Annotated in this window: 18 protein-coding genes; 10 read left to right on the forward strand and 8 right to left on the reverse strand. The window is 70.4% G+C overall.

Going from position 1 to position 25,257, the window contains the following annotated elements; all coding sequences use genetic code 11:
• Positions 1-360 precede the first annotated feature (360 nt).
• Positions 361-1,521, forward strand: coding sequence for a WD40 repeat domain-containing protein (locus AC0NH5_RS39930; protein ID WP_474413101.1), 1,161 nt, complete (start codon positions 361-363; stop codon positions 1,519-1,521).
• Positions 1,522-1,719: 198 nt separating this feature from the next.
• On the opposite strand, the gene AC0NH5_RS39935 is transcribed toward AC0NH5_RS39930, so the two are convergent.
• From AC0NH5_RS39935 to AC0NH5_RS39945, 3 genes are all read right to left on the reverse strand, one after another.
• Positions 1,720-4,440: a cation-translocating P-type ATPase gene (locus AC0NH5_RS39935; RefSeq protein WP_474413103.1), complete on the reverse strand. Its 2,721-nt coding sequence runs from the start codon at positions 4,438-4,440 to the stop codon at positions 1,720-1,722.
• Entirely contained in the window at positions 4,437-5,276 is an 840-nt protein-coding gene (ppk2, locus tag AC0NH5_RS39940; RefSeq protein ID WP_474413105.1) for a polyphosphate kinase 2, read from the reverse strand. The genes AC0NH5_RS39935 and ppk2 overlap by 4 nt, the downstream gene beginning before the upstream one ends.
• A 250-nt stretch (positions 5,277-5,526) precedes the next feature.
• Positions 5,527-6,174 carry a DUF4360 domain-containing protein gene (locus AC0NH5_RS39945; RefSeq protein ID WP_474413107.1) on the reverse strand — a complete coding sequence of 216 codons (648 nt, stop codon included), beginning with the start codon at positions 6,172-6,174 and terminating at the stop codon, positions 5,527-5,529.
• A 422-nt stretch (positions 6,175-6,596) separates the two neighbouring features.
• Here AC0NH5_RS39945 and AC0NH5_RS39950 point away from each other — a divergent pair, with 422 nt between their 5' ends.
• A complete protein-coding gene (locus tag AC0NH5_RS39950) occupies positions 6,597-7,244 on the forward strand; it encodes a DUF4360 domain-containing protein (RefSeq protein ID WP_474413109.1) in 648 nt (215 codons plus the stop codon).
• A 136-nt stretch (positions 7,245-7,380) separates the two neighbouring features.
• Here the strand turns inward: AC0NH5_RS39950 and AC0NH5_RS39955 are convergent, their stop codons facing one another.
• Complete coding sequence (locus AC0NH5_RS39955; protein WP_474413111.1) at positions 7,381-7,740, reverse strand: hypothetical protein; 360 nt, start codon at positions 7,738-7,740, stop codon at positions 7,381-7,383.
• Positions 7,741-8,293: 553 nt separating this feature from the next.
• On the opposite strand from AC0NH5_RS39955, the gene AC0NH5_RS39960 reads away from it, so the two are divergent.
• Positions 8,294-8,584, forward strand: a complete 291-nt coding sequence (locus tag AC0NH5_RS39960) for an STAS domain-containing protein (protein ID WP_474413113.1) — start codon at positions 8,294-8,296, stop codon at positions 8,582-8,584.
• A 9-nt stretch (positions 8,585-8,593) separates the two neighbouring features.
• Here the strand turns inward: AC0NH5_RS39960 and AC0NH5_RS39965 are convergent, their stop codons facing one another.
• The 3 genes from AC0NH5_RS39965 to AC0NH5_RS39975 form a co-directional block, all read right to left on the reverse strand.
• Entirely contained in the window at positions 8,594-9,427 is an 834-nt protein-coding gene (locus AC0NH5_RS39965) for a hypothetical protein (RefSeq protein ID WP_474413115.1), read from the reverse strand.
• A 4-nt stretch (positions 9,428-9,431) separates the two neighbouring features.
• Entirely contained in the window at positions 9,432-10,016 is a 585-nt protein-coding gene (locus AC0NH5_RS39970) for an RNA polymerase sigma factor (protein WP_474413117.1), read from the reverse strand.
• A gap of 268 nt (positions 10,017-10,284) precedes the next feature.
• Positions 10,285-11,829: an FAD-dependent oxidoreductase gene (locus AC0NH5_RS39975; protein ID WP_474413119.1), complete on the reverse strand. Its 1,545-nt coding sequence runs from the start codon at positions 11,827-11,829 to the stop codon at positions 10,285-10,287.
• Positions 11,830-11,955: 126 nt separating this feature from the next.
• Between AC0NH5_RS39975 and AC0NH5_RS39980 the strand changes: the two genes are divergently transcribed.
• The 4 genes from AC0NH5_RS39980 to AC0NH5_RS39995 all read left to right on the forward strand — a co-directional run bounded on the left by AC0NH5_RS39980 (position 11,956) and on the right by AC0NH5_RS39995 (position 19,956).
• Positions 11,956-12,510: a Uma2 family endonuclease gene (locus AC0NH5_RS39980; RefSeq protein WP_474413121.1), complete on the forward strand. Its 555-nt coding sequence runs from the start codon at positions 11,956-11,958 to the stop codon at positions 12,508-12,510.
• A 108-nt stretch (positions 12,511-12,618) separates the two neighbouring features.
• The gene (locus AC0NH5_RS39985) at positions 12,619-14,112 is read left to right on the forward strand and encodes an amidohydrolase family protein (protein WP_474413123.1); all 1,494 of its coding nucleotides are present in this window, start codon (positions 12,619-12,621) and stop codon (positions 14,110-14,112) included.
• Between the two features lie 178 nt (positions 14,113-14,290).
• Positions 14,291-19,624: a polymorphic toxin type 30 domain-containing protein gene (locus AC0NH5_RS39990; protein WP_474413125.1), complete on the forward strand. Its 5,334-nt coding sequence runs from the start codon at positions 14,291-14,293 to the stop codon at positions 19,622-19,624.
• Complete coding sequence (locus AC0NH5_RS39995) at positions 19,624-19,956, forward strand: hypothetical protein (protein WP_474413127.1); 333 nt, start codon at positions 19,624-19,626, stop codon at positions 19,954-19,956. The genes AC0NH5_RS39990 and AC0NH5_RS39995 overlap by 1 nt, the downstream gene beginning before the upstream one ends.
• On the opposite strand, the gene AC0NH5_RS40000 is transcribed toward AC0NH5_RS39995, so the two are convergent.
• Entirely contained in the window at positions 19,943-20,839 is an 897-nt protein-coding gene (locus AC0NH5_RS40000; RefSeq protein WP_474413129.1) for a fumarylacetoacetate hydrolase family protein, read from the reverse strand. The two genes, AC0NH5_RS39995 and AC0NH5_RS40000, sit on opposite strands and share 14 nt — an antisense overlap.
• 85 nt (positions 20,840-20,924) lie before the next feature.
• Between AC0NH5_RS40000 and AC0NH5_RS40005 the strand changes: the two genes are divergently transcribed.
• From AC0NH5_RS40005 to AC0NH5_RS40015, 3 genes are all read left to right on the forward strand, one after another.
• Positions 20,925-21,695: an IclR family transcriptional regulator gene (locus AC0NH5_RS40005; RefSeq protein WP_474413131.1), complete on the forward strand. Its 771-nt coding sequence runs from the start codon at positions 20,925-20,927 to the stop codon at positions 21,693-21,695.
• A gap of 129 nt (positions 21,696-21,824) precedes the next feature.
• Positions 21,825-23,255 (forward strand): extracellular solute-binding protein, encoded by a 1,431-nt coding sequence (locus AC0NH5_RS40010; RefSeq protein WP_474413134.1) that lies wholly within the window; start codon positions 21,825-21,827, stop codon positions 23,253-23,255.
• 26 nt (positions 23,256-23,281) lie between these two features.
• Entirely contained in the window at positions 23,282-25,252 is a 1,971-nt protein-coding gene (locus AC0NH5_RS40015; protein WP_474413136.1) for an ABC transporter permease, read from the forward strand.
• Positions 25,253-25,257 lie beyond the last annotated feature (5 nt).

A 25,257-nucleotide genomic window follows, 5' to 3' on the forward strand; every position in this document is an offset into this window, starting at 1 on the left:
CCTCCCCCCTTTTCCCCCCCCCCCCCCCCCCCCTCCCCCCCCCTCCCCCCCCCCCCCCCCCCCCCCCCCCCCCCCCCCTTGTCCCCCCCGCGGCAACGACGGATCAGAGGATGGGCGCCGGCAGTGACAGCTCGATCGAGGCGTCGTCACCGCGTGCGCGCGGGTCTGATCGGGGGTTCATGCGCGAGAAGCGGTCGTCGGCGTGGTGCGACCCGGCCGGATGAACCGCGGCGAACGAGCCGGACATCCACCGGACATGATCGTTACGTTGCCTCTGTGACTACTCATAGAAAGCGTAAAAGCGCTTACAGTGACACTCCGGCCGGCGGTCTTCGGCGACGCGCCACCCGGACCGTCGCCGTGGCCGTGATCGGGCTGCTCGCCCCTGCCGCGGTCACCACCGCCGCGCACGCCGAGCCGCAGCCGGCGCTCGCCCTGAACGCGGAGGGTGCGGAGCCCGGCCGCGCCACGGGTCTGGCGGTCGGCGCCCCGTCCCGTACCGTCCTGCCCGGCATGGCCGGCATCATCGCCCTGCGACCCGACGGGCGGGTGTTCGCCACCGTCCGGCACGGGACGGTGAAGCAGTGGCACACCGCGACCGGCCGCCCGGCCGGATCGTCGCTCGCGGCCGCCGCCGGGACCGTCCGCTCCCTCGGGTTCAGCCCGGACGGCAAGCTGCTGGCGGTGGCCGGCGACCGTGCGGTGTCGCTGTGGGATGCGGCGACCGGGCAGCGGTCCGGTCCGTCGTTGACCGGGCACGTCGGGCCGGTGCGCTCGGTGACCTTCGACCCCTCCGGGCGCCTGGTCGCCACCGCCGGCGACGACGGCACGGTGCGGCTGTGGGACGTCCGGACCGGGCAGGCGGTACGCACGATGACCGGGCACGACGGCGCGGTGCGGTCGGTCGTGTTCAGCCCGGACGGCGAGTCCCTCGTGAGCGCCGGTTCCGGCGACGACAACACCGTGCGGCTGTGGCGGACCGGCACCGGGCAGCCGATCGGCAGGGCGCTGCGGGTGAGCCCCGGCCCGGTCCACGCGGTGAGCTTCAGCCCCGGCGGGGATCTGCTGGCCACGTCCGGCGGCGGCAACGTCGTACAGCTGTGGGATCCGGCCACCGCCGAGCCCGCCGGCGAACCACTCGCCAGCAGGTCCGGGCCCGTGTTCGCGCTCACCTTCAGCCGTGGCGGCAAGCTCCTGGCCACCTCCTCCGGCGGCGACAACGCCGTGCAGCTGTGGGACACGGCGACCCGCCGGCCGGCTGCCGCACCCCTCGAGGGACATACCGGGCCGGTACGGGCCATGCGCTTCAGTGCGGACGGCAAAGTGCTGGCCACCGGCGGCGACGACGGTGCCGTGCGGCTGTGGGACGCCGCGACCGGAAGCCTCGAAGGCTCGCCGCCGGCCGGGCACGACGGGCCGGTCTGGGCGCTGCGGATCAGTCCGGACGGCGAACACGTGATCACCGCCGGCGCGGACGACGAGGTTCGCCTGTGGCACCTCGCCGAGCGGAACGCGGACTGATCCGGCCCGCGTGTCAGCGGCGGCCGTTGCGCCGCCGCAGCAGGACGACGACGCCCGCGACCACCAGCAGCAGGGGGAGGATGAGTCCCCACATCAGCAAACCGTTCATGCGAGCCTCTTCCTGGCGGCGATGGTGACCTCAGGGTCGATGGAACGGCGGCCGGTGCGGCTCATCCCGGTGGGGTGAGCCGCACCGGGTCACGACCGGCGCAGGCGTGACAGCTGGATGAACTTGTCGATCGCGACCACCGCCGGGGCGAGCAGCGAGAGGCCGATCACGACCAGCCACTGCGGGCCGGACAGCGACATCGTGTCGAGCAGTCGCTGGAGCATGCCCAGCTCCACGGCGGCCCAGGTCAGCGTCCAGCCGAGGATGATCCAGCCGAGGTACGGGAAGACCGGCGACGACCACGGCGCCTCGCGTTCGCGCCGCATCACCAGGCCGATGTTGACGGCGCTCAGCGACACCACGGCGAAAGCCATCGTCATGGCGGCCGACGGGGCCGTCGTGGTCGGCTCGTCCGGGCCCCACGCCAGCAGGGCCAGGGCGGTGGCGGCGACGATGAAACCGGTGACCACCCAGCGGACGATCTGCGGCGTGCTGACGATCTTCGTACCGGGCCGGCGTGGCGGGCGTTGCATGACGCCGGGGTCGGGCACGTCGACGATGAAGCCGATGACGACGGTGATGACCACGAAGAACTTGGCGAACAGCAGTTGCAGCGGGAAGAGGGCGACGCCGTCGTTGATGTCGAGAATGGTGGCGAACACCATCAGTTGCAGCACCGAGGACAGGATGGTCAGCTGCAACCGGACGTACGACGAGATCCGCCGGTAGATGTCGCGGCCCAGGTCGACGGCGCGGACCAGGGTGGCGAAGTTGTCGTCGGTCAGGACGATCTTCGCGGCCTGTTTGGTCACCTCCGAGCCGCTTCCCATCGCGACACCGACGTCTGCCTGTTTCAGCGCGGCGGCGTCGTTGACCGCGTCGCCGGTCATCGCGACCACCTGGCCGGACTCCTGCATGAGCCGGGCCAGCCGCAGCTTGTCCTCCGGCGCCACCCGCCCGAACACGTGCAGGTCGGGAAGCCTGTCGATCAGTTCCTGATCGGTCAGGTGGGTCAGTTCGGTGCCGGTGATCACGCCGCGGCCGAGGCCCAGCTCGTCGGCGATGGCGCGGGCGGTGACAGTGTGGTCGCCGGTGATCATGCGGACGTCGATGCCGGCGCGCAGGGCGACGTCCACGGCATCCTTGGCCTCGGTCCGCAGCGGGTCCATGATGCCGACCAGCGCGACCAGGACGAGGTCGTCGACGGCGGCCATCGGATCGGTGAGCGCGGCGGCCATCGCCGCGTCGTCGAGATCGCGGGCGGCGAATCCGAGCACCCGCAGTCCGCGTTCGGAGAGCTGGCGCACCGCGGCCAGGATCTCGTCGCGAACAGTGGCGATGGGTACAAGTTCGCCGTTCCAGAGGGCCTGGCCGCAGTGTTCCAGGACCACGTCGGGGGCGCCTTTGACGCTGGCGAAGTGCGGCTGGCGCAGGATCCCGCCGTCCAGCGACGAGGGCCGGTCGTGGAACGTCGCCATGAACTTGTACTCGGAGTCGAAGGGCACCTCGGCCCGGCGCGGCAGGGCAGTCCGGGTCTGCTCCGCGTCGACGCCCATCTTCGCGGCGAGCACCACGAAGGCCGCCTCGGTGGGGTCGCCGATCACCGTACCCTCGTCGTCGACCGTGGCGTCGGTGCACAGGGTCAGACCGAGCGCGAGCCGATGGAAATCCGGCGCTCTGCCGGCGGCGACCCCGAGGATCCGGCCGGTCTTGCGGTAGCCGGCGCCCTCGATGCGGAACCATTGGCCACCGGCGAGCATCGTGGTCGCCGTCATCGCGTTCATGGTCAGCGTGCCGGTCTTGTCGCTGTTGATGACGGTCGTGCCGCCGAGCGTCTCGACGTCGGTCAGCGACTTGACCACGGCCTTCGACTCGGCCAGCCGGCGTGCTCCCGAGGAGAGCATGGCCTGCACGAACGTCGGCAGCCCGGTGGGAATCGCCGAGATCGCGGTCGACACGCACAGGAGCACGAGCGTGGTGACCTCCTGGCCGCGGACGATCCCGAAGATCGCGATCACTGCGACGGCGAGCCAGGCGATCAGGCCGAAGATCTTGGTCATGCCGTCGAGTTCGCGCTGCAGCGGCGACCGGGTGCGTTTGGTGCCGGTCACCATGTCGGCGATCTGGCCCATCTGCGTGGCCTGACCGGTCGCGGTCACCACGAACGTCGCGGTGCCCCGGGTGACCTGCGTGTTCTGGAAGACCAGGTTCGTCCGGTCGCCCAGCGCCAGTTCGCCCTCGGGCAGCGTGGTGCGGTCCTTGGGCACCGGGGCGCTCTCGCCGGTGAGGGCGGCCTCCTGCACCTCCAGCGAGGCCGAGGACAGGATCCGCCCGTCGGCGGGGACGACGTCACCGGCCTCCAGCAGCCCGAGGTCGCCGGGCACGAGCCCGGTGGAGTCGATCTGCTCGGTCTGGCCGGCGCGCCGGACCCGGGCCCGGGGCACCTGGAGCTGGGCCAGCGCGTCCACGCTCGCCCGGGCCTTCATCTCCTGGCTCGTCCCCATCACGACGTTGAACAGGACCAGCCCCAGGACGACCAGGGCCGTCGCGATCTGGGCGATGGCCAGACTGGCGCCGCAGACGATCAGAAGCATGATGTTCATCGGGTTGGCCAGCTGGCCCCGCGCGACGCTCCAGCGGCTCGGCGGCGGCTCGGCCGGCAGCTCGTTGGAGCCGTACCGGGCCAGGCGCTCGGTCACCTCGGCGGGGTCCAGCCCGTGGGCCGGGTCCACACCCAGCCGCTGCGCCGCGGCCGATGCCTCGACGCAGTACCACGGGAGGTCCGTGGCCGCGGGTTTGACGGCGGTCATGACAGCTCCCCGAACGGTGTCGGGATGTGCCGCGCCTTCAGATCCGGTTCCTGGTAGCCGTCCGCGTCCTGCCGCGGGGGCAACGTGACGTCGCGGGGCTTCAACGGCTCGTACGGCACCTGGCTGAGCAGGTGACTGATGATGTTGAGACGGGCGCGTTTCTTGTCGTCGGTGTTCGCGATGTACCACGGCGCCCAGGCGGTGTCGGTGCCGGCGAGCATCGCGTCCCTGGCGCGCGAGTAGTCGTACCAGTGGGTGTACGACTTGAGGTCCATGTCGGACAGCTTCCACACCTTGCGGGGGTCGTGGATGCGGCTCTGCAGTCGCCGGGTCTGCTCCTTCGGGCTGACCTCCAGCCAGTACTTCAGCAGCAGGATCCCGGAGTCGGTCATCGCCTTCTCCCAGATCGGCACGATCCGGAGGAATGCTGCGCTCTCCTCCGGGGTGCAGAAGCCCATCACCGGTTCGACGCCTGCCCGGTTGTACCAGGACCGGTCGAAGATGACGACCTCACCGCCGGCCGGGAAGTGCGAGACGTAGCGCTGGGCGTACATCTGGCTCTTCTCCCGCTCGGTCGGGGTGGGTAGGGCGACCACCCGGAACACCCGGGGGCTGACCCGTTCGGTGATCCGCTTGATCGTGCCGCCCTTGCCGGCTGTGTCCCGTCCCTCGAACACCACGCAGATCTTGGCACCGGTGGCCCGGACCCACTCCTGCATCGCCACCAGTTCGCCGTGCAGGTGCCGCATCTCGTCCTCGTACGCCCGGCGCTTCAACCTGGTGACCGGGGCGGCCGCCTCCGCGTTCTTCGAGCGGTCCTTCGTCTTCTTCGCCATGGCGGCATCTCCAGGTTCGGCCTGGCTCGGGCGTACCGTGGCACGGCAGCCGGCCGGCGCGGTATCGGCGGAAGTCGCCGGGCCGGCGTCCTCGCAGTCTTCCGCCGGGCCCCCGCCGGGGCCTCACCCGCACCGGATGAGGCGCACGGCGACCGCCGCCGGCCGGGAATCTCCGGTCAGCGGCGGACTGGGTGAAGCGGCGGTGGCGGAACCGGCCGATTCCGCCACCGTCGCTACGGAACGCGACCTGTCACGGGCACCGCTTCCAGCTGAAGTGGTAGACCGTCTCGATGCTGCCGTCGGTGGAGTCCATCGTCAGGTAGCTGACGTCGGTGGACGTCCCCTTGGTGACCCGCAACTCGGTGTTGATGTTCAGGTTGCGCAGCTCGCCGCAGGGGCGGTACACCTGCGCCGCGATGGGGACGTTGTCGGTGGCGATCCAGTTGTCGTCCAGCGGGGCGCTGATCGGGTGGTTCACGAAGGTGCTCTGGCTCATGCCCTGGAAGTAGTAGTTGGCCCGCTGCTGGGCGACGGCGCCGGGCTGGAGGAATCCGTAACCCCGGTAGTCCACCTTGGCGATCGCGAAGGTGAAACCGGAAGGGACGTGGACGAGCACGTTCAACTGGCAGTTCTTGCGATTCTCGGTGACCGGGACGCCGGGACCGGATTGCGCCAGATAGGCGCTGTAGATGGCGGTGAACGCGGTGTTGTCCGGCGAGACCGCCACGTCGGCGGTGCCCGGGGCGCAGCCGGAACCCGCCATGGCGACCAATTCGATGGCGATGTGATCGTCCGGCGGATCGGTCAGAAGACTGCCGGCGGCGGCCGGCGATGCGACGACCAGTGTTGACGCGAGAAACGCGAGCGCGGCGCATCCCCGGGTTAACGACCTTTTCATGTGAATCCCTCCTGTGGCGGAAGCGGGCCGGTGTCACGGTATTGATGGACGTCAATGTCGTCAATAACGTCCGGTGGCGGCGAGGAGTTATTGGTGTTAATCGAGAAAGGGTGCTGTGCGTCGCTAAAGGTAATTTCACTCACGAATCGGGCGTAGCTGAGTGCGATTGATGCCGTTTGAGGGTATTCGGCCGGCGGCGCCGCGCAGGTGACCGTCCAGTATCTGGAACGATATAAGCTTCGACGTACGTCAATGGAAAACGGGAGCTTGTGCGTGCCGGAGCTCCGCCACTACCGTTGTCGCGGATTGCTGCTCGATCATTACCGGATGACGTTGGAACGATTCCAATTTGGTGAGCTAGGTGGTGGCACGCTCGCCATTCATGCCCCCCAAGTCATGTCTGCGACCGGAAGGAAAGGTTCATGACAGAAACAACGATCAACAAGCGGGCGACGACGACCGTGCTCACCGCCGCCATGGTGCTCACGCTCGGGGCACCCGCGTACGCCGCGCCCGCGCCCGCCGCGGACGCCGTCGCCGGGAAGATCACCGTCGAGGTGATCGCGAACAACGGCTCCGGGTGCTCCGCCGGAACCGCGACGGTCGTGGGCAACGCCGACGACACCGGCTTCCGGGTCAGGTACCGCGACTTCGTGGCCCGGGCGGGTGCCGATGTCAGTGCGATCGACCGCCGGAAGAACTGCCAGCTGAGCGTTCTGGTGAGCGTTCCGGACGGCTGGACGGTGGCCATCGCCTCGGCGAACTACCGCGGCCGCGCCCACCTCCAGGCCGGCGCGTCCGCCCTGCACCGCACGAGCTACTACTGGCAGGGGTCGTCCGAGAGCCACCGCAGCGACCACACCTTCGCCGGGCCGCTGAACGGCACGTGGGCGGCCTGGGACGCGGCTCCCGTGCTGGTCTACGCGCCGTGCGACAACCAGCGCGTGCTCAACGTCAACACCGAGCTGCGGGTGGACGCCGGCGGTTCCTCCGGCGGCAGCGCCATGTCGATGAGTGCGACCGAGGGCGACGTCGAAACCCTCTTCAACTTCAGCTGGAGCCGCTGCTGACCTCGCCGCCCCACCGTGGGGGTCGTCCGGCGGCGCGCATCCCGGTCACGTGCGCGCCGCCATCCCCGCGGCGATCCACGTCGACGACGCCTGCCGTGGCCCGGGCGGAGACATCGTCAGCCGCACTGCTCCCCGGCTACCGGCCGTTCCGCCGGGAGTCGGGGCGCCGTCCGGTGCGCGACGATCCGGCACCGCGGGATCGCCCCGGATGATCCGTCTGGCTGTCGACGGCTCCCGGGCTGGAGAAGACCACGGGCGGCGCCGACGGCGGGGCGGCAGCCGACGGCGGCCAGTCCGGCGCCACGAGGTCCGTTCCGGTGACCTGCGTCTCCGGCGCGAGATGATCCAACAGGCGCTGCGCCGCGGTGGCGTCGACGCCGACATCAGGGTTGATGCGCACGTCGGCGGCTGTCGCCAGATCCATCACATCGTCATCGGAGAACGTCTCGGCTCCCAGAGTGCTGAGCCGACGGGCAAGCTCCTGCAAGGTGATCATTGCGAGTCGTTCCCTCCGCTGCTGATGACACAGCGTAACGCTCGGCGGTCGAGCCGGTTCGATCAGGTTACGTGTCCCGATCGAGTGGGATCAGATCCGGACGTCGATTCGTGCCGAGTGTCGTCGACATTCGTGTGGCGTTCGGGCCGCGGATTCTGTTACCCGGTACGGCCGCTTGAACGGTTGATAATGCTCACTGTGCGATTTCCTCGCCTCGCGTTGTTGTCTTCCGGAAGGGTTCCTAGCCTGGAGCCGATCAAACGGGCGACAGGCGCCCATCGAGGCCTGTCTGCGCGGGCCGATGGAGTGCGGGGAGACGACGATGCGGCCACTCCGGGGCAGCCGAACAGCGTGCGGCGTGCACATCGGGAGCCGGTCGTCCGGTGCCGCGCCGACCGCGCATCGGGCTGCTCGTGGCGGGGCGGCAGCCTGCGTCCGCGACCCCGAACGCCCCCGACCACGGTGCGGAGCGTGGCCCGCGACAGCGCGTGCGGTCAGCCGGAACCGGCTGATCCAGGAGGTCGAACTGAACATCCCGCAATGGTTGTACCGCGTGGAACACGATGCGGACGTCTGCACGGTGACTCTCTCCGGCGAACTGGACATGGCGGTCGGTGCGGAACTCGCGGATCTGCTGACCTCCGCGGCCGGACCCGGCCGGGCCACGACCGTTCATGTCGACCTGGCCTATGTCACCTTCCTCGACTGCAGCACCATCACCGTGCTGGTCGACGCTCACCATGCCGCGCGAGCCGCGGGGCGACGACTCGTCGTCCGGGGCGCCGCCGGGCACGTCCGCCGCATCCTCGACGTCGCCGGAGTCCTGGCCGTCCTCACCGAATAGGACCCGCCCTCAGCCGGCACGCCCGCTCGGTGCCGGCTCCGTAGTCTTCGTCGGCCGGGGCTTCTTCGGCTTCTTCGACTTGACGTCCTCACTGGGACCGGCCGTGCCGGTGGACCCGGAGGCCGACGGCGAGGGCGACGGCGAAGCGGTGAACGCGGCGCAGTACTCCCCGACGTTCTCCTCACCACCGGCGGCGGCGAACAGGTCGCGCCGGTCGCGGCCGTTCATCGGACGGCCGCCGTCGGCGGCCGTCCGCCACGCCGCGCACCACTGGGCCCGCGTTCCGGTCGCGGGTGCGCTGGTGACCGAAGCCGTGGCTGTCGGCGTCGGCGTGGGTGTGGAATCGGCCGTGGACCTGCCCGGAGCCGGCACCGGCGACCGCGTCGGGCTGCTGCTCGGCACCGGCTCGGCTTCGCCTGCGCGGGTGCTCGGCGCCGGGACGCCGAGTTCGGAGAACAGGCGGTGCGCGTTCTGCTGGAAGCCGTCGGGAAGGTGGCCGGTCCGGGCCGCCACCGCGGTCCCGCCGACGCCGAGGACGGCCAACGCCGCCACGACGGTCACGATGACCGTCCGCGCGGGCCTCCGCGCCGCGACAGCCGGGGTAGAAGGCCGGCCGGACGCGGCGGCGCGGCGGCGTTCGGCGGCGAGGGCGGCGACCATCGCCCGCTCGCCGCTGAGTTCACCGGCGGTGGCCGGGGCCCGTACCGCGTCGAGCAGGTGACCCAGCGCGCGGTCGTCCGGCCCGGCCGGGCCGCCCTCGACCAGGCGGTCGGCCTCGTCGAGGGAGACGCGGTCGTCCCGGCGGACCCAGAACGCACGGAGCAGAGCTTCGCGGAGTCGCATCCGGTTACACCCCCTCGGTCGCTTGGTCACGGAGAACCTGCGCGGCCCGCTCGCGCACCTGCGGGTCGGTGGCCAGCCGGCGCAGCCCGCGCATGGTCGCGATGCGCACCGCGCCCCGGCGTTTGCCCAGCACCCGGGCGGTGGCCGCGACGTCGAGCCCGGCCACCACCCGCAACATCACCGCCTCCGCCTGATCGCCCGGCAGAGTGGCGACCCGGCTCAGCGCCCAGGCGGTCTCGGTACCCTCGATCACCTCGGCGGCGGCGTCCGGGCCCGCCGCGTCGGCGTCCACCGACTCCGCCGGATCCTCGAGACGCCGGCTCACCCGGCGAAGCTCGTCGAGGCCGCGGTGCCGGGCGATGCTGAACAGCCAGGCGGGGAAGGCGTCCGGGGCGCCGGTGAACCGGTCGAGATCGCGGGCGGCCTGCAGCCAGGTCTCCGACGCCACGTCGTCGGCCGCTTCGCCGGTGAGCACCCGCAGATAGCGCAGAACGCCCGGATGCAGCGCGCGCCAGAGCACGGTGAAGCCGCGCTCGTCACCGGCCCGCGCGGCGCTCAGCGCATCGGCGAGTTCATCGTCCGTCGGCAAATCGACTCCCTCCGGCACCGGGCAGCACGGTACCCGCCGGGGCGGGCGGGGAACCGCGGAGGTGCGCCGTCAGTCGTTCGTGGCGATCAGGCGCCGCAAGCAGGCCCAGGCGCGCCCGGCTGGGCACGCTGCCGGGGGCGGGCCGGTGCAGAGCCGTCAGGACAGCGGCCAGCGACTCGGCTGCGTCCGCTGCCCGGGTGACCGGGGCGCGGTCGGCGGGGACGCCCAGGTGGCGACGAGCCGGGACCGCGGGAACCGTTCGGTGGGCTCACCGAGCCGCTGCGGGACGAGGACGGACAGTACCGGCCAGCAGCCCGCGCCGCGGGACGGAATACACCTGCACCGTCCGGACGCCGTGCCGGCGCAGGATGGCGTTGACGGCGACCATGGCCGACGCGGCTGACCGTTCCATCAGAGCGCAGGGGAACGACATCCGCACCCAGTCGCCGGCCAGGAACAGGCCGTCCGCGTCGGTGGTGACACCGGGGCGACTGGCGTCGCTGCCCACGTCGAACGCCGGTGCGTCGTACCCGATCCGGGTGTCGCTGTCGACGGCCCGCAGCGAACCCGCCTCCGGCCACAGGCCGGTGAACTCCGACCACATCCGGCGTTCCGCGGTGACCGCGTCGAGGCCGGCGTCAGCGGCGTACGCGTGCAGCTCCACGACCGCGCCACCGGTCTGCCGGGACCACTGGCCCGAACCCCGTTCTGCGCGGTGGAACAGGCTCACCGAATCGAGCAACGGCTCCCGGGCGACACTGCTGAAGATCGCGCGTTCCGGCGCGACGTCCCGGTCGGTCCAGATGCGGCTCACCGCGTACGGCGCAGTGGTCTTGATCGTCTCGATGTTCTTCGCCATGTGCGGCGCCTGGTGGGCCAGCCCGGGGGAGGCGGCGACGATGCCGCGCGCGGACGCCGGATCGGTGGCGAGGATGACGTGGTCGGCCCGGATCTGCGCGCCGCCGGTGAGCGTGACGGTCCAGCCGGGCTCGATCCGGTCGACGGCGGTGCCGGTCCGGATGTCCGCGCCGAGCGCCCGCAACCGCTCGCGCAACGGGCCCCAGATCACCGTCTCGTAGTCGTCGTCCGGCGCGTCGAAGCCCAGCCCTTCGGCGTTGCGCAGGAAATAGAAATGGAACTGCATGATCATTTCGGCGGCGGACATCTCGGCCGCGTGATTGAAGAACGAGTGGGCGAACACGTCGAACAGCAGCGCCCGCGGCCGTTCCGGCATGGCCAGCCGGTCGAGGAAATCGGCTGCGGACATGCCGTCGAATTCGCGGTAGGTGTCCGCCCGCGAATACCGCAGCAGCGCCAGCGACAACGGCCCGTCCACGGTTCGCATCTCGCTCAGCTTCAGGCTGGGGGAGCGCGCCATCAACGCAAGCAGGCTCCACGGCGGCCGGCCCGGCAGACCGCCGAAATCCTCGTCGGGCCAGTCCCGCGAGACCACCGGATAGTGCTTCGCCGGGCGCAGGAACGACAGCGACGGGTCGATCCGGCGCAGGATCCCGCGCCAGTTGTAATACTGCCGGAAGAAGGCGTGGAAACCGTGGCCGACCATCTGGGTGGACCCGTCCGCCAGCCGTTTCGGCCAGGCCGCGAGCCGTCCGCCCAGTTGCTCGTCACGTTCCAGCAGGGTGACCGCGATGCCCCGCTCGGCGAGCAGCAGCGCTGCCGTCATCCCGGCGATGCCGCCGCCGATCACCACGGTCCGCGCGGGATGGTCGATGGTGGGCGGCAGAGACCGGTCCACGTGCCCGACGCGGGTGGCATGGCGGCTGAGCGAGCCGGGCTTGCGGAAAGCTGTCATGCCCGAGAGTTTCCCCGGCGCGGGTGATCAACACATCGGCGCCCGGCGCCCGGCGCCCGCCGCCGGAGTCGCGGTATCTTGAGCCTGGTAGCCGATCGGACCCAGGAGGTGCGTATGACTGTGGAGATGGTCGCGCCGGACTGGATGCATGAGCAGGTCACGGCCGAGCAGTACGCGGCATGGACCGAGGAGCAGTGCGCGGGCATCGAGATCGTGGACGGGATGATCGTCGTGAGTCCGAGCGCCTCCAAGCGGCACAACCGACTGGCCCGGCTGCTGGCGAACGCCTTGGATGCCGCCGCGGGCCCGGATTGGAACGCTGACACCGACTTCGATGTACGACTCCAGGATGTCCCGCTGAACAATCGCCGCCCCGACGTGACGGTGTACCGGGCGGCGACCATTGATGTCACTCCGACCCGGCCCGAGCATGTGCTTCTCGTGGTCGAGGTGGTCTCACCCGGGTCGGAGACGACCGATCGGATCGTCAAGACCGACCAGTACGCCAGGGCGGGCATCCAGTTCTATTGGCGTGTCGAGCAGGCCGCCACCGGCGCACCTCTCGTTTACACGTACATTCTCGATCCGGCGACCGGCCGCTATCGCGACAGCGAAATCTTCACCGGCGTCGTGAAGCTGACCGTGCCGTTCCCCGTCGAGGTCGACCTCAGCCGGATCTGATTCCGCCCGGGAGTTCTCCCTACCTCCGACGCGGGTGGCAGCACCACCGACAGCGGGTTCCGCTTCGAACAGGATCGAGGAAAGACCTCGACCCTGCAGGAGCGTTCCATGACGACGATCTCCCGGCGTACGGTGCTGGCCGGCACAGCAGTGGGTCTGCTCGGCGCGACCCGGATCTCGGCCGTGGCCGCCGCACCGCGGACCGGCATCACGGCGGTCACCGGAGTGACGGTCATGGATTCGATGAACGGCGTCCGGCGTACGCACAATGTCCTGATCCGTGGGGATCGCATTCTCGATGTGGGTGACGTGCGCCGGGTGCCCGTGCCCGACGGCGCGCGGGTCGTCGACGGCCGTGGGAAGTTCCTCATCCCGGGTCTCGCCGACATGCACACGCACGCCACCGGGATCGACCCGTACGATCCGGAGTTGTACGTGGTCAACGGCGTCACGACCGTGCGGCAGATGTCGGCGAGCGACGCTGTCCGCGGCTGGCGGGCGGACATCTCCTCCGGCGCCCGGCTGGGGCCGGAGTTCCTGGTCGGCAGCGCGATCCTCGACGGGGCGCCGTCGCTGTGGGAGGGGCTGGGTGTTCCGTACATCGCGGTGGCCGATCCTGATCAGGCCCGGGCGGCGGTGCGTCAGCAGGCCGGCGCCGACTTCCTGAAGACCTACACCCGGCTGAATCGCGAGTCGTTCCACGCGATCGCCGCCGAGGGGCGCCGCCTCGGCCTGCCGTTCCTCGGGCACGTCCCCGACTTCGTGCCGGTCACCGAGGCGAGCGACGCGGGACTGCACAGCATCGAGCACCTCATGGGGTTCTGGTACGACACGTCCCGCGACGAGCGGCGGCTGCGCCGGGAGATCGCCCGGATCAAGGTGGCCGGCGGCGACTACTCGGGGTGGTTCACCAAGTTGCACCCGGTCGAGTACGCGGCGGCCCGCAGCCACGACCGGGACCGGGCCGCCCGGGTCTTCGAGCGGCTGGCCCGCAACGGCACGGCCGTGACGCCCACCCTCGTCCTGCACCTGACGTGCGATGTGCCGCAGGACGTGCGGCGCGACGACCCGAGGTTCCGGTATGCCAGTGCGGACACGCTCGGGTACTGGCAGTGGGCCACCGACACCATCTATCTGAAGGGCCGCACGCCCCGGGAGAGTGCCGAACGCCGGGAACTGTTCGAGCGGCGGCTGCGGCTGGCGGGCGAGCTGGCCCGGGCGGGGGTGCCGTTGATGAACGGTACTGATCTGGGAACCGCCTATCTGCTGCCGGGCTTCGGTGTGCATGACGAGCTGCGGATGCTGGTCCGGGCCGGGCTCACCCCGGCGCAGGCGCTGCGGGCGGCGACGCTGGAGCCGGCCCGCAGCCTAGGCCGGCGGGATCAGGGCGTGATCGCGCGGGGGAAGGTCGCTGATCTGGTCCTCCTGGACGCGGATCCGCTGCACGACATCGGCAACGTGAGCCGGATCGACAGCGTGTTCGCCCGGGGCGAGCTGATCGATGCGGCGGCGCGGCGGCGACTGCTCGAGGAGATCGAGGCAGGGGTCCGGGGCAGGCCGGCGACCGGGGCGCTGCCGGCTGCGGCCTGCCTGTGCCGCTGAGCCGTCGTTCATGCCACTTCGCGGCCGAGCCTCCGTACGGCCTTTCGGGAGCGCTCCCATTGGAGGTAGCGTCCATCGCGTCCATAGATGACCAATGATTGACATGGGGGATTGGTCCATGCCGGACGATGGCTTCACGCTGCGAAAATCATGGAGAAGCAAAGGAACCGCGCTCGCCGTGGCCGTTCTGGTGGCGCTGGCGCCCGTGCCGGCCGGCGCCGGGCCGGCGACTGCCGGCCAGCCCGTGACACCCGCCGCCCCGCAGGGCCCCGGCTCGCCGGAGCGGCCGTTACCTGCCTCGGCGCTGCCGAACAAAGGCCTACCGGTGGGGCAACGTCCGCCGGTCGAGCCGCCGCCCACCGCGGCGGCCGGAGCCGCGCGGGATCTGACTCCCGCCCAGTGGGCGGCTGCGGGCACACCGGCGAAGCGAGCCGGCCGGACCGGGGCGCGCGCCGCGGACGCGGCGGTGCGGGGCGCCGACGCGCTGGTGCTGCGCCCGGGCTACGCAACCGGTGACACGTCGCTGGTGGTCTACTTCAACCTCGCGGACACGGCCATCACGTCCTGGTCGGCGACGGTGTACGACAAGGACTCCGAGCAGGCGCAGCAGTCGGCGACGCTCGGCAAGGGCGACCTGCCGGTGTGCGGGTCACCGCGTCAGTTCTGCCGGGGCTTCGGCGGAGCCGAGGGCTGGGCGCTGGACGCCGGCCACGACTACTTCGTCCGGATCAGCGTGACGTACCCCGACGGCAGCACGGAGACGTCCACGACGTCGAACACGGCGCGGCCACGCGCTCTCGGCGAGACGCCGGCCATTCCGGCCGCGCAGGCGGCGGGTTGTGCGTGTGCGAACGCCCTGGGTCGTACGACGTCGGGTCAGCAGCTGCGGGGAATGGGCGTGAACACCGGCACGGGTGCGTTCACCCGGGTCGAGTCCGACCTGGGTATGGCGTCGTTCGCGGTGCCCTTCACGCTCACCCGGGTCTACTCGTCGTCGAACACGTCGTCCGGTCTGTTCGGCAACGGCTGGGCGTCCACCCTGGACCTGAAGGTGACCGCCACCGACAGCGGTGCGACCGTGCGCGCCGAGGACGGAGCGCAGGCCGACTTCGCCCGCGAGGACGACGGGTCGTACCGGCGTCCGCCGGGTGTGCGGTCGAACCTGAAGAAGACCGCTTCCGGGTGGGAGCTGACCACGCCCGAGCAGATCAGCCACCAGTTCGACAGCAACGGCCGGTACCTGTCGGCGAAGAACAAGCGCGGTCACGGCATCACGCTGTCCTACACGGGGGCGGCGCTGAGCTCGGTGACGGACGCGGCCGGGCGGAAGGTGGCCATCGAATACCGGCAGGACCTGGGGTTCGTCACGAAGGTGACGCTGCCGGACGGCCGGTTCACGAACTACGACTACGAGGGTGGCAGGCTGCGGTCGTTCCAGTCGGCCATCTCGCAGACCACCCAGTACCGGTACGACAACGGCCGGCTGCGTGAGGTGATCAACGCGCGCGGTCTTGCGGAGGTGACCAACACCTACGACGCCACGACCGGCCGCGTGCAGAAGCAGCACGACATCCGCGGCAAGGCCGTCACGGTGGAGTGGGACGCCGGCAAGCAGGAGGCCAAGGTCACCGACCAGGACGGTGTGGTCAACTACGACGGCTACAGCGGGAACCTGATCAAGTACACGCAGAACGGCAACGGCGACACCAACAGCCGGCGGTACGACGCCCAGGCGAACCCGAGCCTCGACGTCGACGGCAACAACAACCAGCGCCAGGCGACCTTCGACGCCGCCGGCAACATGGCCACCCACACCGCACCGGAGCCGTTCTCCTTCACCGAGAAGGCCGACTACAGCGCCGGTAACAAACCGGAGACCTACGTCGACGGCAACGGCGTGACGTGGAAGGCGGAATACAACGACTTCCATGAGATGACCAGGCGCACCAACGGCGAGGGCCACTCGTACAGGTACGACTACGACAGCCGTGGGCTGCGCCGGTCGATGACGGACCCGCGCGACAAGGTGAGCCGGTACGAGTACGACACCGCGGGAAACCTGACGGCGGAGGTCACCCCGACGGGCAGGCGCACCGAGTACACGTACGACGGCACCGGCCGGCTGAGGACGAGGATCGATCCGCGCGGCACGGTGGCCGGGGCCGACAAGGCGGCATACACGACGACCTACTCCTACGACAACGAGGACCGGCAGACCACCGAGCAGCAGCCGGGCAAGGGCAAGCCGTGGGAGACCCGGTACGACGAACTGGGCCGCACCAAGACCGTGGTCGACCCGCTGTCGCGCGCGACGATCTACGACTACGACCAGGCCGACCGTCTGGAGACGGTCACCTCGCCGCGGGGCGACGTGACGCGTTACACCTACACCGACGCGGGTCGGCTGCAGTCGCAGACCAACGGCGAAGGCGACAAGACGTCGTACGCCTACAGCCGCAAGGGCGTGCTGGAGAAGCTGGTGACCGCCCGCGGCAACGAGCCCGGCGCCGACCCGGCCCAGTACACGTGGACCTTCCACTACGACGGTAACGACAACCCGGTCCGGCGCACCCACCCGAACCCCGGCGGCGGCACCGTCACCCGGGACACCAGCTGGGACGAGCTCGACCGGGCCACCACGGAGACCGACCCGCTGGGGGCGCAGAGCTCCACCGGTTACGACAACAACAACAACGTCACCAGCGTCGAGGACCCGCTGAAGGCTCGGACCGAGTTCACGTACAACAAGAACAACCGGCCCACCGACGTCACCGACTCGCGTCAGGGAACCACGCACACCGACTACGACGCGGCCGGGAACGCGGAGAAGCTGACCAACGCCATCGGCGGGGTCACGACGTTCGCCTACGACGACGACAACCGGCGCATCTCCCAGGTCGAGCCGCGCGGCAACCTCGCCGGCGCGGACCCCGGCGACTACCGCACCCGGTACGGGTACGACCGGGCCGGTAACCCGACTTCCACCACGGACCCGCTGGGCAACGTCACCGAGGCCGGCTACGACGCGATCAACCGCGTGGTCACCCGCACCGATGCCAACAGACGCGTCACCCGCTTCGGCTACGACGACGCCGACCAGTTGAGGACGGTGGTGGCGCCGGACGCCACCGGTGGGCAGGCCACCAGTTACAGCTACGACGCCAACGGCGCTGTCACCGAGGTCCGCGACCCGCTGCAGCACACCCGGACCGCGATCCGCGACAAGGCCGGCCGGGTCGTCGCGACCACCGACGCGCTGGGCCGTTACCGCGAGCACGTCTACGACGCCGAGGGCCACGTCGTGGAGACCGTCATCGCCCGCACGGTCGCCGACCCGCGCAACCCGGGCCGCGACCCGGAACGCGACAAGCACACCATCACCGACACCTACGACACCCTGGGCCGGCTCACCCGGACCCAGCTCGGCACGACCGGACCCGTCTACACCTACGGCTACAACGCCAAGGACGAGCTCATCAACGCCGGCGATCCGGCCGGCAGCCAGACCTACAGCTACCAGCCCAACGGCCGGCTCGAGCAGGTAAAGCGCGGTGACCGGGTCTTCGACTACGGATACGACGGCAACGGCAACGTCACGTCCCGCAGGTTCCCCGACGGCACCGCGATCACCGCGGACTACCACGCCGACAACCAGATCAAAGAGCTGACCGCCGGCGAGGACACCTGGACCTTCGCGTACGACAAGGCGGGCCGGCGCACCGCGACCACGTTGCCCGCCGGTGACCTGGTCGAAGAATTCAGCTACGACCGTGCGGGCCGGCTCACCGGTGTCGACACCGCGGGCAGCGACGGGACGGTCGGCAGGTACGCCCTCGACCTCGACCCGGTCGGCAACCCGAAGACGATCACAACCACCCGCGGCAGTGCCGCCGAGCAGGTCGCTTACACCTACGACCCCGCCGACCGGCTCACCGACGCCTGCTACGGCGCCGCCACCTGCGACGGCGCGGCCGGCCGGATCACCTATCGGTACGACCTCGTCGGCAACCGCACGAGCCAGGTCCGCACCGGGACCGCGGGGGCCAGCTCGACGACCTACCGCTACGACGACGTGGACCAACTGGTCGCCGAAACCACCACCGGCACCGGCGCGGGCACCAGGACGTACAAGTACGACTCGGAAGGCAACCGGACCGACGAGGGAGCCGACCGTTTCGAGTACAACCTGGACCACTCACTGCTGTCGGCCACCATCGGGGGGCAGAAGACCACGTACGCGTACAGCGCGACCGGTCAGCGGTCGACCGCCACCACCGGATCCACGACCCGCATCTGGGACTGGGACGTCAACGGCCGGTTGCCGCAGATCGCGGTGGACCGGGAGGGCGCCGGCTCCCGGACGTTCGTACACAACGTCACCGGAGAGCCGCTGGCATTGCGGGACGGTGGTGCGAGCAGCTTCTACGCGCACGACTGGCTGGGCGGCACAAGCGCGTTGCTGTCCGGCGGTGGGGGCGTGCAGGCGGTGTACGACTACGACCCGTACGGCCTGCCGCGCAAGTCGCCCACCCAGGCCGGCGTGGCGGTGGACGGCACCGCGGCCGCGGCGGCGAACCCGCTGAAGTTCACCGGCCAGTACCAGGACAGCACCGTCGGCGGTGACTACTTCATGCGGGCCCGCATGTACGACGCCGGCACCGGGACCTTCAACAGCATCGACCCCGTCAAGCCGGGCATCGGCCAACCCGCCATGTCGCCGTACGGCTACGTCGACGGACAGGTGCTGCGGGCGATCGACCCCACCGGTGAATCGCTGCTCGACACCTTGAAGGACGTCGCCTCGGAGGTCGGCGAAGGCATCGTCGAGACGGCCAAGGGTACGGCCGACGCGTACGCCGACCTGGACGACGCCTCCGCCACCAGCATCGGCACCGACTCCGCGCAGAAGAAGCAGGCTCAGCAGCGCACCGAACAGCGCGCCGAGATCATGCTCGACCGGGAGAAGATGGAGGAGTCACTCGGCGCGGAGTACGCCGAGGATGCCGGCAACCCGACCCGGCAACGCACGCGTCAGGCATTCGACGTGGCGACGGCACTGTTCGGCGCGAAGGGTGCCAACCGTATCGGCGCGGCGGCCAAGCCCGTGGCCAAGCCGGCTCCGCGGGCCGCTCCGAAACCCGTCCCGCGCACCGCGGGCGGCGGATACGATCTTCGCGGGCGGGACCCGATGGACATCGTGCCCGACAACGCCGCTGTGCGAGAGTTGAGCCCGCACCCCAACGGCGGGTCGCAGTACGGCCTGGAGTTCAAGTGGAAGAACGAAGCGGACAAGACAGTGCGCCTGCGCATTCACGGTCCTGACGGGACGGCGCCACCCGGATCCCACTCCGCGACGGGCGAGACGTACCGGGTGCAGATCGGGCCCCGCTACCAGGACGAGGCGGGAAACCTGTTCCACGCCCAGGTGCACAACCCGAACAGCCCCAACCACAACCCCGCTGCTGCGAACGCGACGCACATCCCGTGGCCGCAGCAGTTCCCGGGATTGTGATGACGATCGGCCCCGACCGCATGGTCGCACTCATCCGGAAGATCGTCGCGATCGATCCGCGCGAGCGGGAGGCGGGTGCGGAGAACGTCAGTGACTGGGCGAGCGCCTTCAGCGCGGACGAGGCGGGGCTGGTGGTGGCGGTACTCGCGACCGCGGCTTCGGCGGAGACCGCGGAGGAGGTCCGTGAGTCCCAGCTTCATGCGATCGGGGAGATCAACAACAGTTTCCCGGTGGGAGAGAAGGAGCTCGAGCCGCTGCGACGGCTGAGGGCGGACGACTTGAACGCCGAGCAGCGGGACTATCTCGCCGCATGGGGCATCACTCCCGGCTGACCGGGTCCGGTGACGGCGGCTGACCGCCGCCGTCACCGGCGTCACCGACCGCGACGACGGGGTTGGTCAGCGTGCCGAGTGCCGGGCAGGTTATCTCGACGGTGTCGCCGGCGCGCACAGTGAAGCCGGCGTCCGGTACGACGCCGGTGCCGGTGAGCAACACCACGCCGGCCGGGAAGCTCAGCGCCCGGAACAGCCACCCGGCCAGGTCCTCGAAGCTGCGGGCCATCGCCGACGTCGACGTCGACGCGGCGAAGGTCTCGCGGCCCGCCCGCAGCACCCGCAGGCCGATCTCGAACGGGCCCGGGCCGGCCACCCAGCTCGGCACGATCGCCGGGCCCAGCGCGCAGGACCGGTCGTAGATCTTGGCCTGCGGCAGGTAGAGCGGGTTCTCGCCCTCGATGGACCGGCTGCTCATGTCGTTGCCGAGCGTGTAACCGAACACCTCCCCGGCCGCGTTGAGCACCAGGCCGACCTCGGCCTCGGGGACGTCCCAGCCCGAGTCGGCACGGATCCCGACGGCGTCGCGGTCGCCGACGACACGCCAGGGGCCGGCTTTGAAGAAGATCTCGGGACGGTCGCTGTCGTACACCTGGTCGTAGAGGGCGCCGTGCCCGGACTCCTCCTTGCGGCCGTCGCGGCTGCGCAGGTAGGTCACGCCGGCCGCCCACACCTCCTGGCGGTCGACCGGAGGGAGCTGCACCTCGCCGGGCATGTCGGCGGCGGCTGAGTGAGCGGCGGCCTCGACCACGGCCCGGGCCCGGTCGAGCGGCAGGGCGAGCAGGTCGGCGAGCGTGCCGTCGAGCACGGCCCATCGGCCGTCCCGGCGCACCGCCCAACGGGACGTGTCGCCGGTGCGCAGGTGGTGAAGGGAGATCGGCATCTGACCATCCTCGGTGTGCGTGGTCCGCGGTTAGGCGCTATTACCCTGTTCGCAGTGCCGGTCGGCACTGGGAAGGACTATCGACATGCCCCGTGTGGTCCCGGCGGTCATCCGCGCGCTCGACATCCTCGAACTGTTCCTGGAGCGCCCCGAACTGTCGGCCCGCGAGGTGACCGAGCGCCTCGGCCTGCCCCGCACCACCGTCCATGAACTGCTCGTCACGCTCGAGGCCCGCGCGTACCTGATCGCCGTCCCGGGCCAGCCGGTGCGGTACCGGCTGGGCATGCCGCTGTTCCAGCTCGGCGCGGCCTTCGCCGGCCGGCTGGACCTGGTGCGTGAGGCGCAGAGCGTGGCGCGGGACGTGGCCGCCGCGTGCGACGAGGCGGTCCACGTGGCTGTGCTCGACGGCGCCGACGTCATCTATCTCGTCAAGGTCGACAGCACCCACCCGGTCCGGATGGTCTCCGGGGTCGGGCTGCGGCTGCCGGCGCACTGCACGGCGGTCGGCAAGATGCTGCTGTCCGGTCTCGACCGCCCAGCCCTGGACAGTCTGCTGGCGAAGGATGTGCTGCCGGGCATGACGCCCGCGAGCATCACCGACCCACAACGGCTGCGGGCACATCTCGACCGGGTCCGGGCCGAGGGCGTCGCGATCGACAACGGCGAGTCCGACACCGCCATGCGGTGTGTCGCCGCGGCGGTCCGGGACCACACCGGCGTCATCGTCGCCGCGATGAGCCTGTCCGCGCCGATCATCCGCTGGACCCCGCCGGCGCAGGAAAAATGGACCGAGCTGGTGCGTGAGGGCGCTGCCACGTTGTCCGCCCGGATGGGTCACACGGCACAGCCCCGGTAACCGGGCGGCACATCGACACATTGACACCTCTTGTGGGTCTGTTCTACCGTCGCGTCCACTCCATACGATATATCGAACGCGGTTCGAAATCTCGAACGGCGACCGCGATGCAGGAGGAGACGAGTGGTCATGAAGGACGACCCGTTGTGGTCCCGGCGCGGCTTTCTGGGGATGGGGGCGGGGGTGCTCGGCGCGGCCGGGCTGGCCGCCTGCGGCGCCGACGCCGAGTCGCCCCCCACGGCGCAGGCGGAGGTTCCGAAGGAGTTGCTGGACGCCGCGGCGGCGGTGAAGGGCACCTCGATGGGGATGCTGTCGCAGAAGCTGTATTCGACGGCGGCCAACGAGGTGCTCGACAGCTCGATCAAGAAGTTCGCCGGCGCCACCGGGACGACGATCGAGAACAGCCTGGTCCAGGCCGACGCCGGTGACGTGGTGGCCAAGATTCACGCTGAGGTCAAGGGCGGCGTGGCGCGTGACCTGGCGTTCATGACCGACTCGCGGTTCGTCGCGCAGTTCCAGGCGCTGGGCGACCTGGAAGACGTCACGGACGTCGTCGAGGCGCTGACGGCGAAGTACGGCGAGCCCTGCGCGGAGGCCAAGCACTTCTGCGTCTTCGACGGCAAGTGGTTCGCGGTCCCGTACCACTTCATCGGGATCGGGTCGTTCCTGCGCAAGGACTGGATGCAGGAGAAGGGCATCGTCCCCAAGGATGTCTACACCTGGGAGGAGATCCGGGACCTGAGCCTGGCGATCTCCGACCCCGCCAAGCGCCGGTTCGGCTGGGGCATGACCGTCAACCGGTCCGGTGACGGCAACGGCATGATCGAGGCCCTGATCAACTCGTACGGCGGGGCGATCGCCGACAACGACGGCCGGAAGGTCACGTTCGACTCGCCCGAGACGGTGCAGGCGGTGACGTTCCTCGGCGACATCTACACCAACCCCAGATATCAGCCGATGCTGCCGCCCGGGGTGGCCAGCTGGACCGACACCAGCAACAACGAGAACTGGCTCGCCGGGGTCACCGGCTACACCCGCAACAGCTTCAGCGTCTACGCGGATTCCAAGACCAAGAAGAATCCGGTGTACGGCAACACCCACGTGTTCTCCGACTGCGTCGGGCCGGCGACCGACAAGTCCCTGCTGCTCGGCCAGTCCCAGGGTTTCGTCGTCTTCAAGGGCGCCAAGAACGCCGCGCTCGCCAAGCTCCTGGCGCAGTACCTGGTCAGCGCGCCGGCCCTGGTCGGGGTGGCGAAGGAGGCACCCGGCCTGGCGATGCCCGCCTGGGAGAAGGTCTGGGACGCCGACCCGTTCTTCACCGGCGGCGACCCGGCGTTCGCCATGCTGCGCACCATGTCGCAGCAGCCGTTGCCGCTGTCCACCAAGAACGGCCTGAAGTTCCCGCAGAAGGCCAGCGCCGGCCAGCAGGCCGTCGTCGCGGCGTACGTCCTCACCGACATGATGCAGCAGGTCATCCAGGGAACCGCGCCCGCGCAGGCGGTGACGGCCGCCCACGCCAAGATGGTGCAGATCTTCGCCCAGCAGGGGCTGCCGCAGTGAGGTCGGTCCGGTCCCGGCCGGCCCCGGTGACGAGGGCGCCCTCGCCGCCGGGGCCCGGCTCCCTCACGACGACCCAGCGCCGGCTGGGCCGTGACTGGCGGCTGGCGGCGTTGTTCCTGGCGCCCACGGCCGTGCTGGTCGGCGTGCTGGTGCTCGTGCCGATCGCCCAGTCGATCGTCACCAGCACCACCGAACGGCACGGCGCGGACAGCGTGTTCGTCGGCCTGGGCAACTACACCGCCCTGATCGGTGACGACCAGTTCCGCACGGGCGTGGTCAACTCGTTCGTCTTCACCGCGTACGCCGAGATCTTCAAGGTTGTTCTGGGGTTGGCGGCGGCCCTGCTGCTGCACCACCGGCGCCGGGGGCGGGCCCTGCTGACCGGGTTGCTGCTGGTGCCGTGGGTGGTGCCGACGGTGGTGACCGCGTTCAGCTGGCGCGCGCTGCTCGACCCGATCTTCGGCAGCGTCAACACGCTGCTGACCTCCTCGGGGATCGGGCCGCTGCTGGCGTCCGCGAACCTGGTCGACAGCTGGCCCGCGGGCTGGCTGTCCGACGCGTCGCTGGCCATGCCGTCGGTGATCCTCGTCAACGTGTGGAAGGGGGTGCCGTTCTTCACCGTCTGCTTCCTCGCCGGGCTGAAGGCCATCCCGGCGGAGGAGTACGAGGCGGCGACCATCGACGGCGCCTCGTCGTGGCAGCGGTTCGTCCACGTGACACTGCCCGGCCTGCGCCACGTGATCACGGTGACCGTGACCCTGTCGTCGATCTGGACGTTCAACAACTTCGACCTCATCTGGTTGCTGACGCAGGGCGGCCCGGGCGACGTGACCGCGCCGTACGTGCTCGTGGCCTACTCCAAGGCGATCCTGCAACTCCAGTACGGCGCCGGGGCCGCGGTCACGCTCGTCATGCTGCCGGTCATCGGTGCGCTGGTGTTCTTCCTGGTCCGGCTGTTGCGCCCGAAAACCGGCGCGGAAACACCCCGGCTGAATCCGGCCGTACGCCGGGCGCTGCCGTGGATCGCCACCGTGACCGTCGCCGGGCTGCTGTTCTGGGCGTCACCGCAGATCTTCTGGAAGGCAGCGGTGGTCCTGGGCGTGATCCTGCTGATCGCCGCGGCGGTCGGCCGGGTGGTCTCGACGTTCCAGACCCGGGGCAGCCGCCGTGCCTCGTCGCTGGTGTCCGGCGTGGGCTCCGGCGTCGCGCTGGCCGGGCTGCTCGCCTTCGTGCTCGGCCCGATCTACTGGATCGCCGTCACCGCCTTCAAGTCCGAGGGCCAGGTCGTGATGCGCGCCGACGACCTGTGGCCGACGCCGTGGACCCTCGAACAGTTCGGCGCGCTGTTCACCAACCAGCCGTTCGGCCGCTGGTATCTCAACACCGTGGCAGTGTCCGCGGCGTCCACCGCGGTGGCCCTGGCCTGCGCCGTCCTGGGCGGTTACGCGCTGGCCCGGCTGCGGTTCCGCGGCGCGCAGGGTTTCACCGTCACCGTGCTGCTCACCTATGTGATGCCGGGCGCGCTGCTGTTCATCCCGCTGTACCAGCTGCTCATCGGCGCCCGGCTCACCGACTCGCTGTGGTCGCTGGTCGTCACGTACCCGACCTTCACGCTGCCGTTCGCCACCTGGCTCCTCGCCGGGTACTTCGCGTCGATCCCGATCGAGCTGGAAGAGGCGGCGCTCGTCGACGGCTGTACCCGCGTCCAGGCGTTCGGCCGGGTGGTGCTGCCCCTCGCCAAGCCGGGACTGCTGGCGGTCGCGTTGTTCACCCTGACCAACGCCTGGAACGAGTTCCTCTTCGCCTTCGTGTTCATCACGAAGGACGAGTACAAGACGCTCCCCGTGGGGATGCAGTCCATGATCGCCGGCGACGTCGTGCCGCAGGGACAGCTCGCGGCGGCGTCACTGCTGGTCAGCATCCCCGTGGTGATCATGTACGCCTTCGGGCAGCGCTTCCTGACCGAGGGTCTCACGGCCGGGGCGGTGAAGGGCTGACGAAC

Source organism: Actinoplanes sp. 13 (assembly GCF_056134165.1).

Excerpts from the sequence above, each read along its gene's own strand:
- AC0NH5_RS39935 (WP_474413103.1), bottom strand. The coding sequence starts at position 4,440 with ATGACCGCCGTCAAACCCGCGGCCACGGACCTCCCGTGGTACTGCGTC.
- ppk2 (WP_474413105.1), bottom strand. The coding sequence starts at position 5,276 with ATGGCGAAGAAGACGAAGGACCGCTCGAAGAACGCGGAGGCGGCCGCC.
- AC0NH5_RS39945 (WP_474413107.1), bottom strand. The coding sequence starts at position 6,174 with ATGAAAAGGTCGTTAACCCGGGGATGCGCCGCGCTCGCGTTTCTCGCG.
- AC0NH5_RS39950 (WP_474413109.1), top strand. The coding sequence starts at position 6,597 with ATGACAGAAACAACGATCAACAAGCGGGCGACGACGACCGTGCTCACC.
- AC0NH5_RS39955 (WP_474413111.1), bottom strand. The coding sequence starts at position 7,740 with ATGATCACCTTGCAGGAGCTTGCCCGTCGGCTCAGCACTCTGGGAGCC.
- AC0NH5_RS39965 (WP_474413115.1), bottom strand. The coding sequence starts at position 9,427 with ATGCGACTCCGCGAAGCTCTGCTCCGTGCGTTCTGGGTCCGCCGGGAC.
- AC0NH5_RS39975 (WP_474413119.1), bottom strand. The coding sequence starts at position 11,829 with ATGACAGCTTTCCGCAAGCCCGGCTCGCTCAGCCGCCATGCCACCCGC.
- AC0NH5_RS39980 (WP_474413121.1), top strand. The coding sequence starts at position 11,956 with ATGGTCGCGCCGGACTGGATGCATGAGCAGGTCACGGCCGAGCAGTAC.
- AC0NH5_RS39985 (WP_474413123.1), top strand. The coding sequence starts at position 12,619 with ATGACGACGATCTCCCGGCGTACGGTGCTGGCCGGCACAGCAGTGGGT.
- AC0NH5_RS39995 (WP_474413127.1), top strand. The coding sequence starts at position 19,624 with ATGACGATCGGCCCCGACCGCATGGTCGCACTCATCCGGAAGATCGTC.
- AC0NH5_RS40000 (WP_474413129.1), bottom strand. The coding sequence starts at position 20,839 with ATGCCGATCTCCCTTCACCACCTGCGCACCGGCGACACGTCCCGTTGG.
- AC0NH5_RS40005 (WP_474413131.1), top strand. The coding sequence starts at position 20,925 with ATGCCCCGTGTGGTCCCGGCGGTCATCCGCGCGCTCGACATCCTCGAA.
- AC0NH5_RS40010 (WP_474413134.1), top strand. The coding sequence starts at position 21,825 with ATGAAGGACGACCCGTTGTGGTCCCGGCGCGGCTTTCTGGGGATGGGG.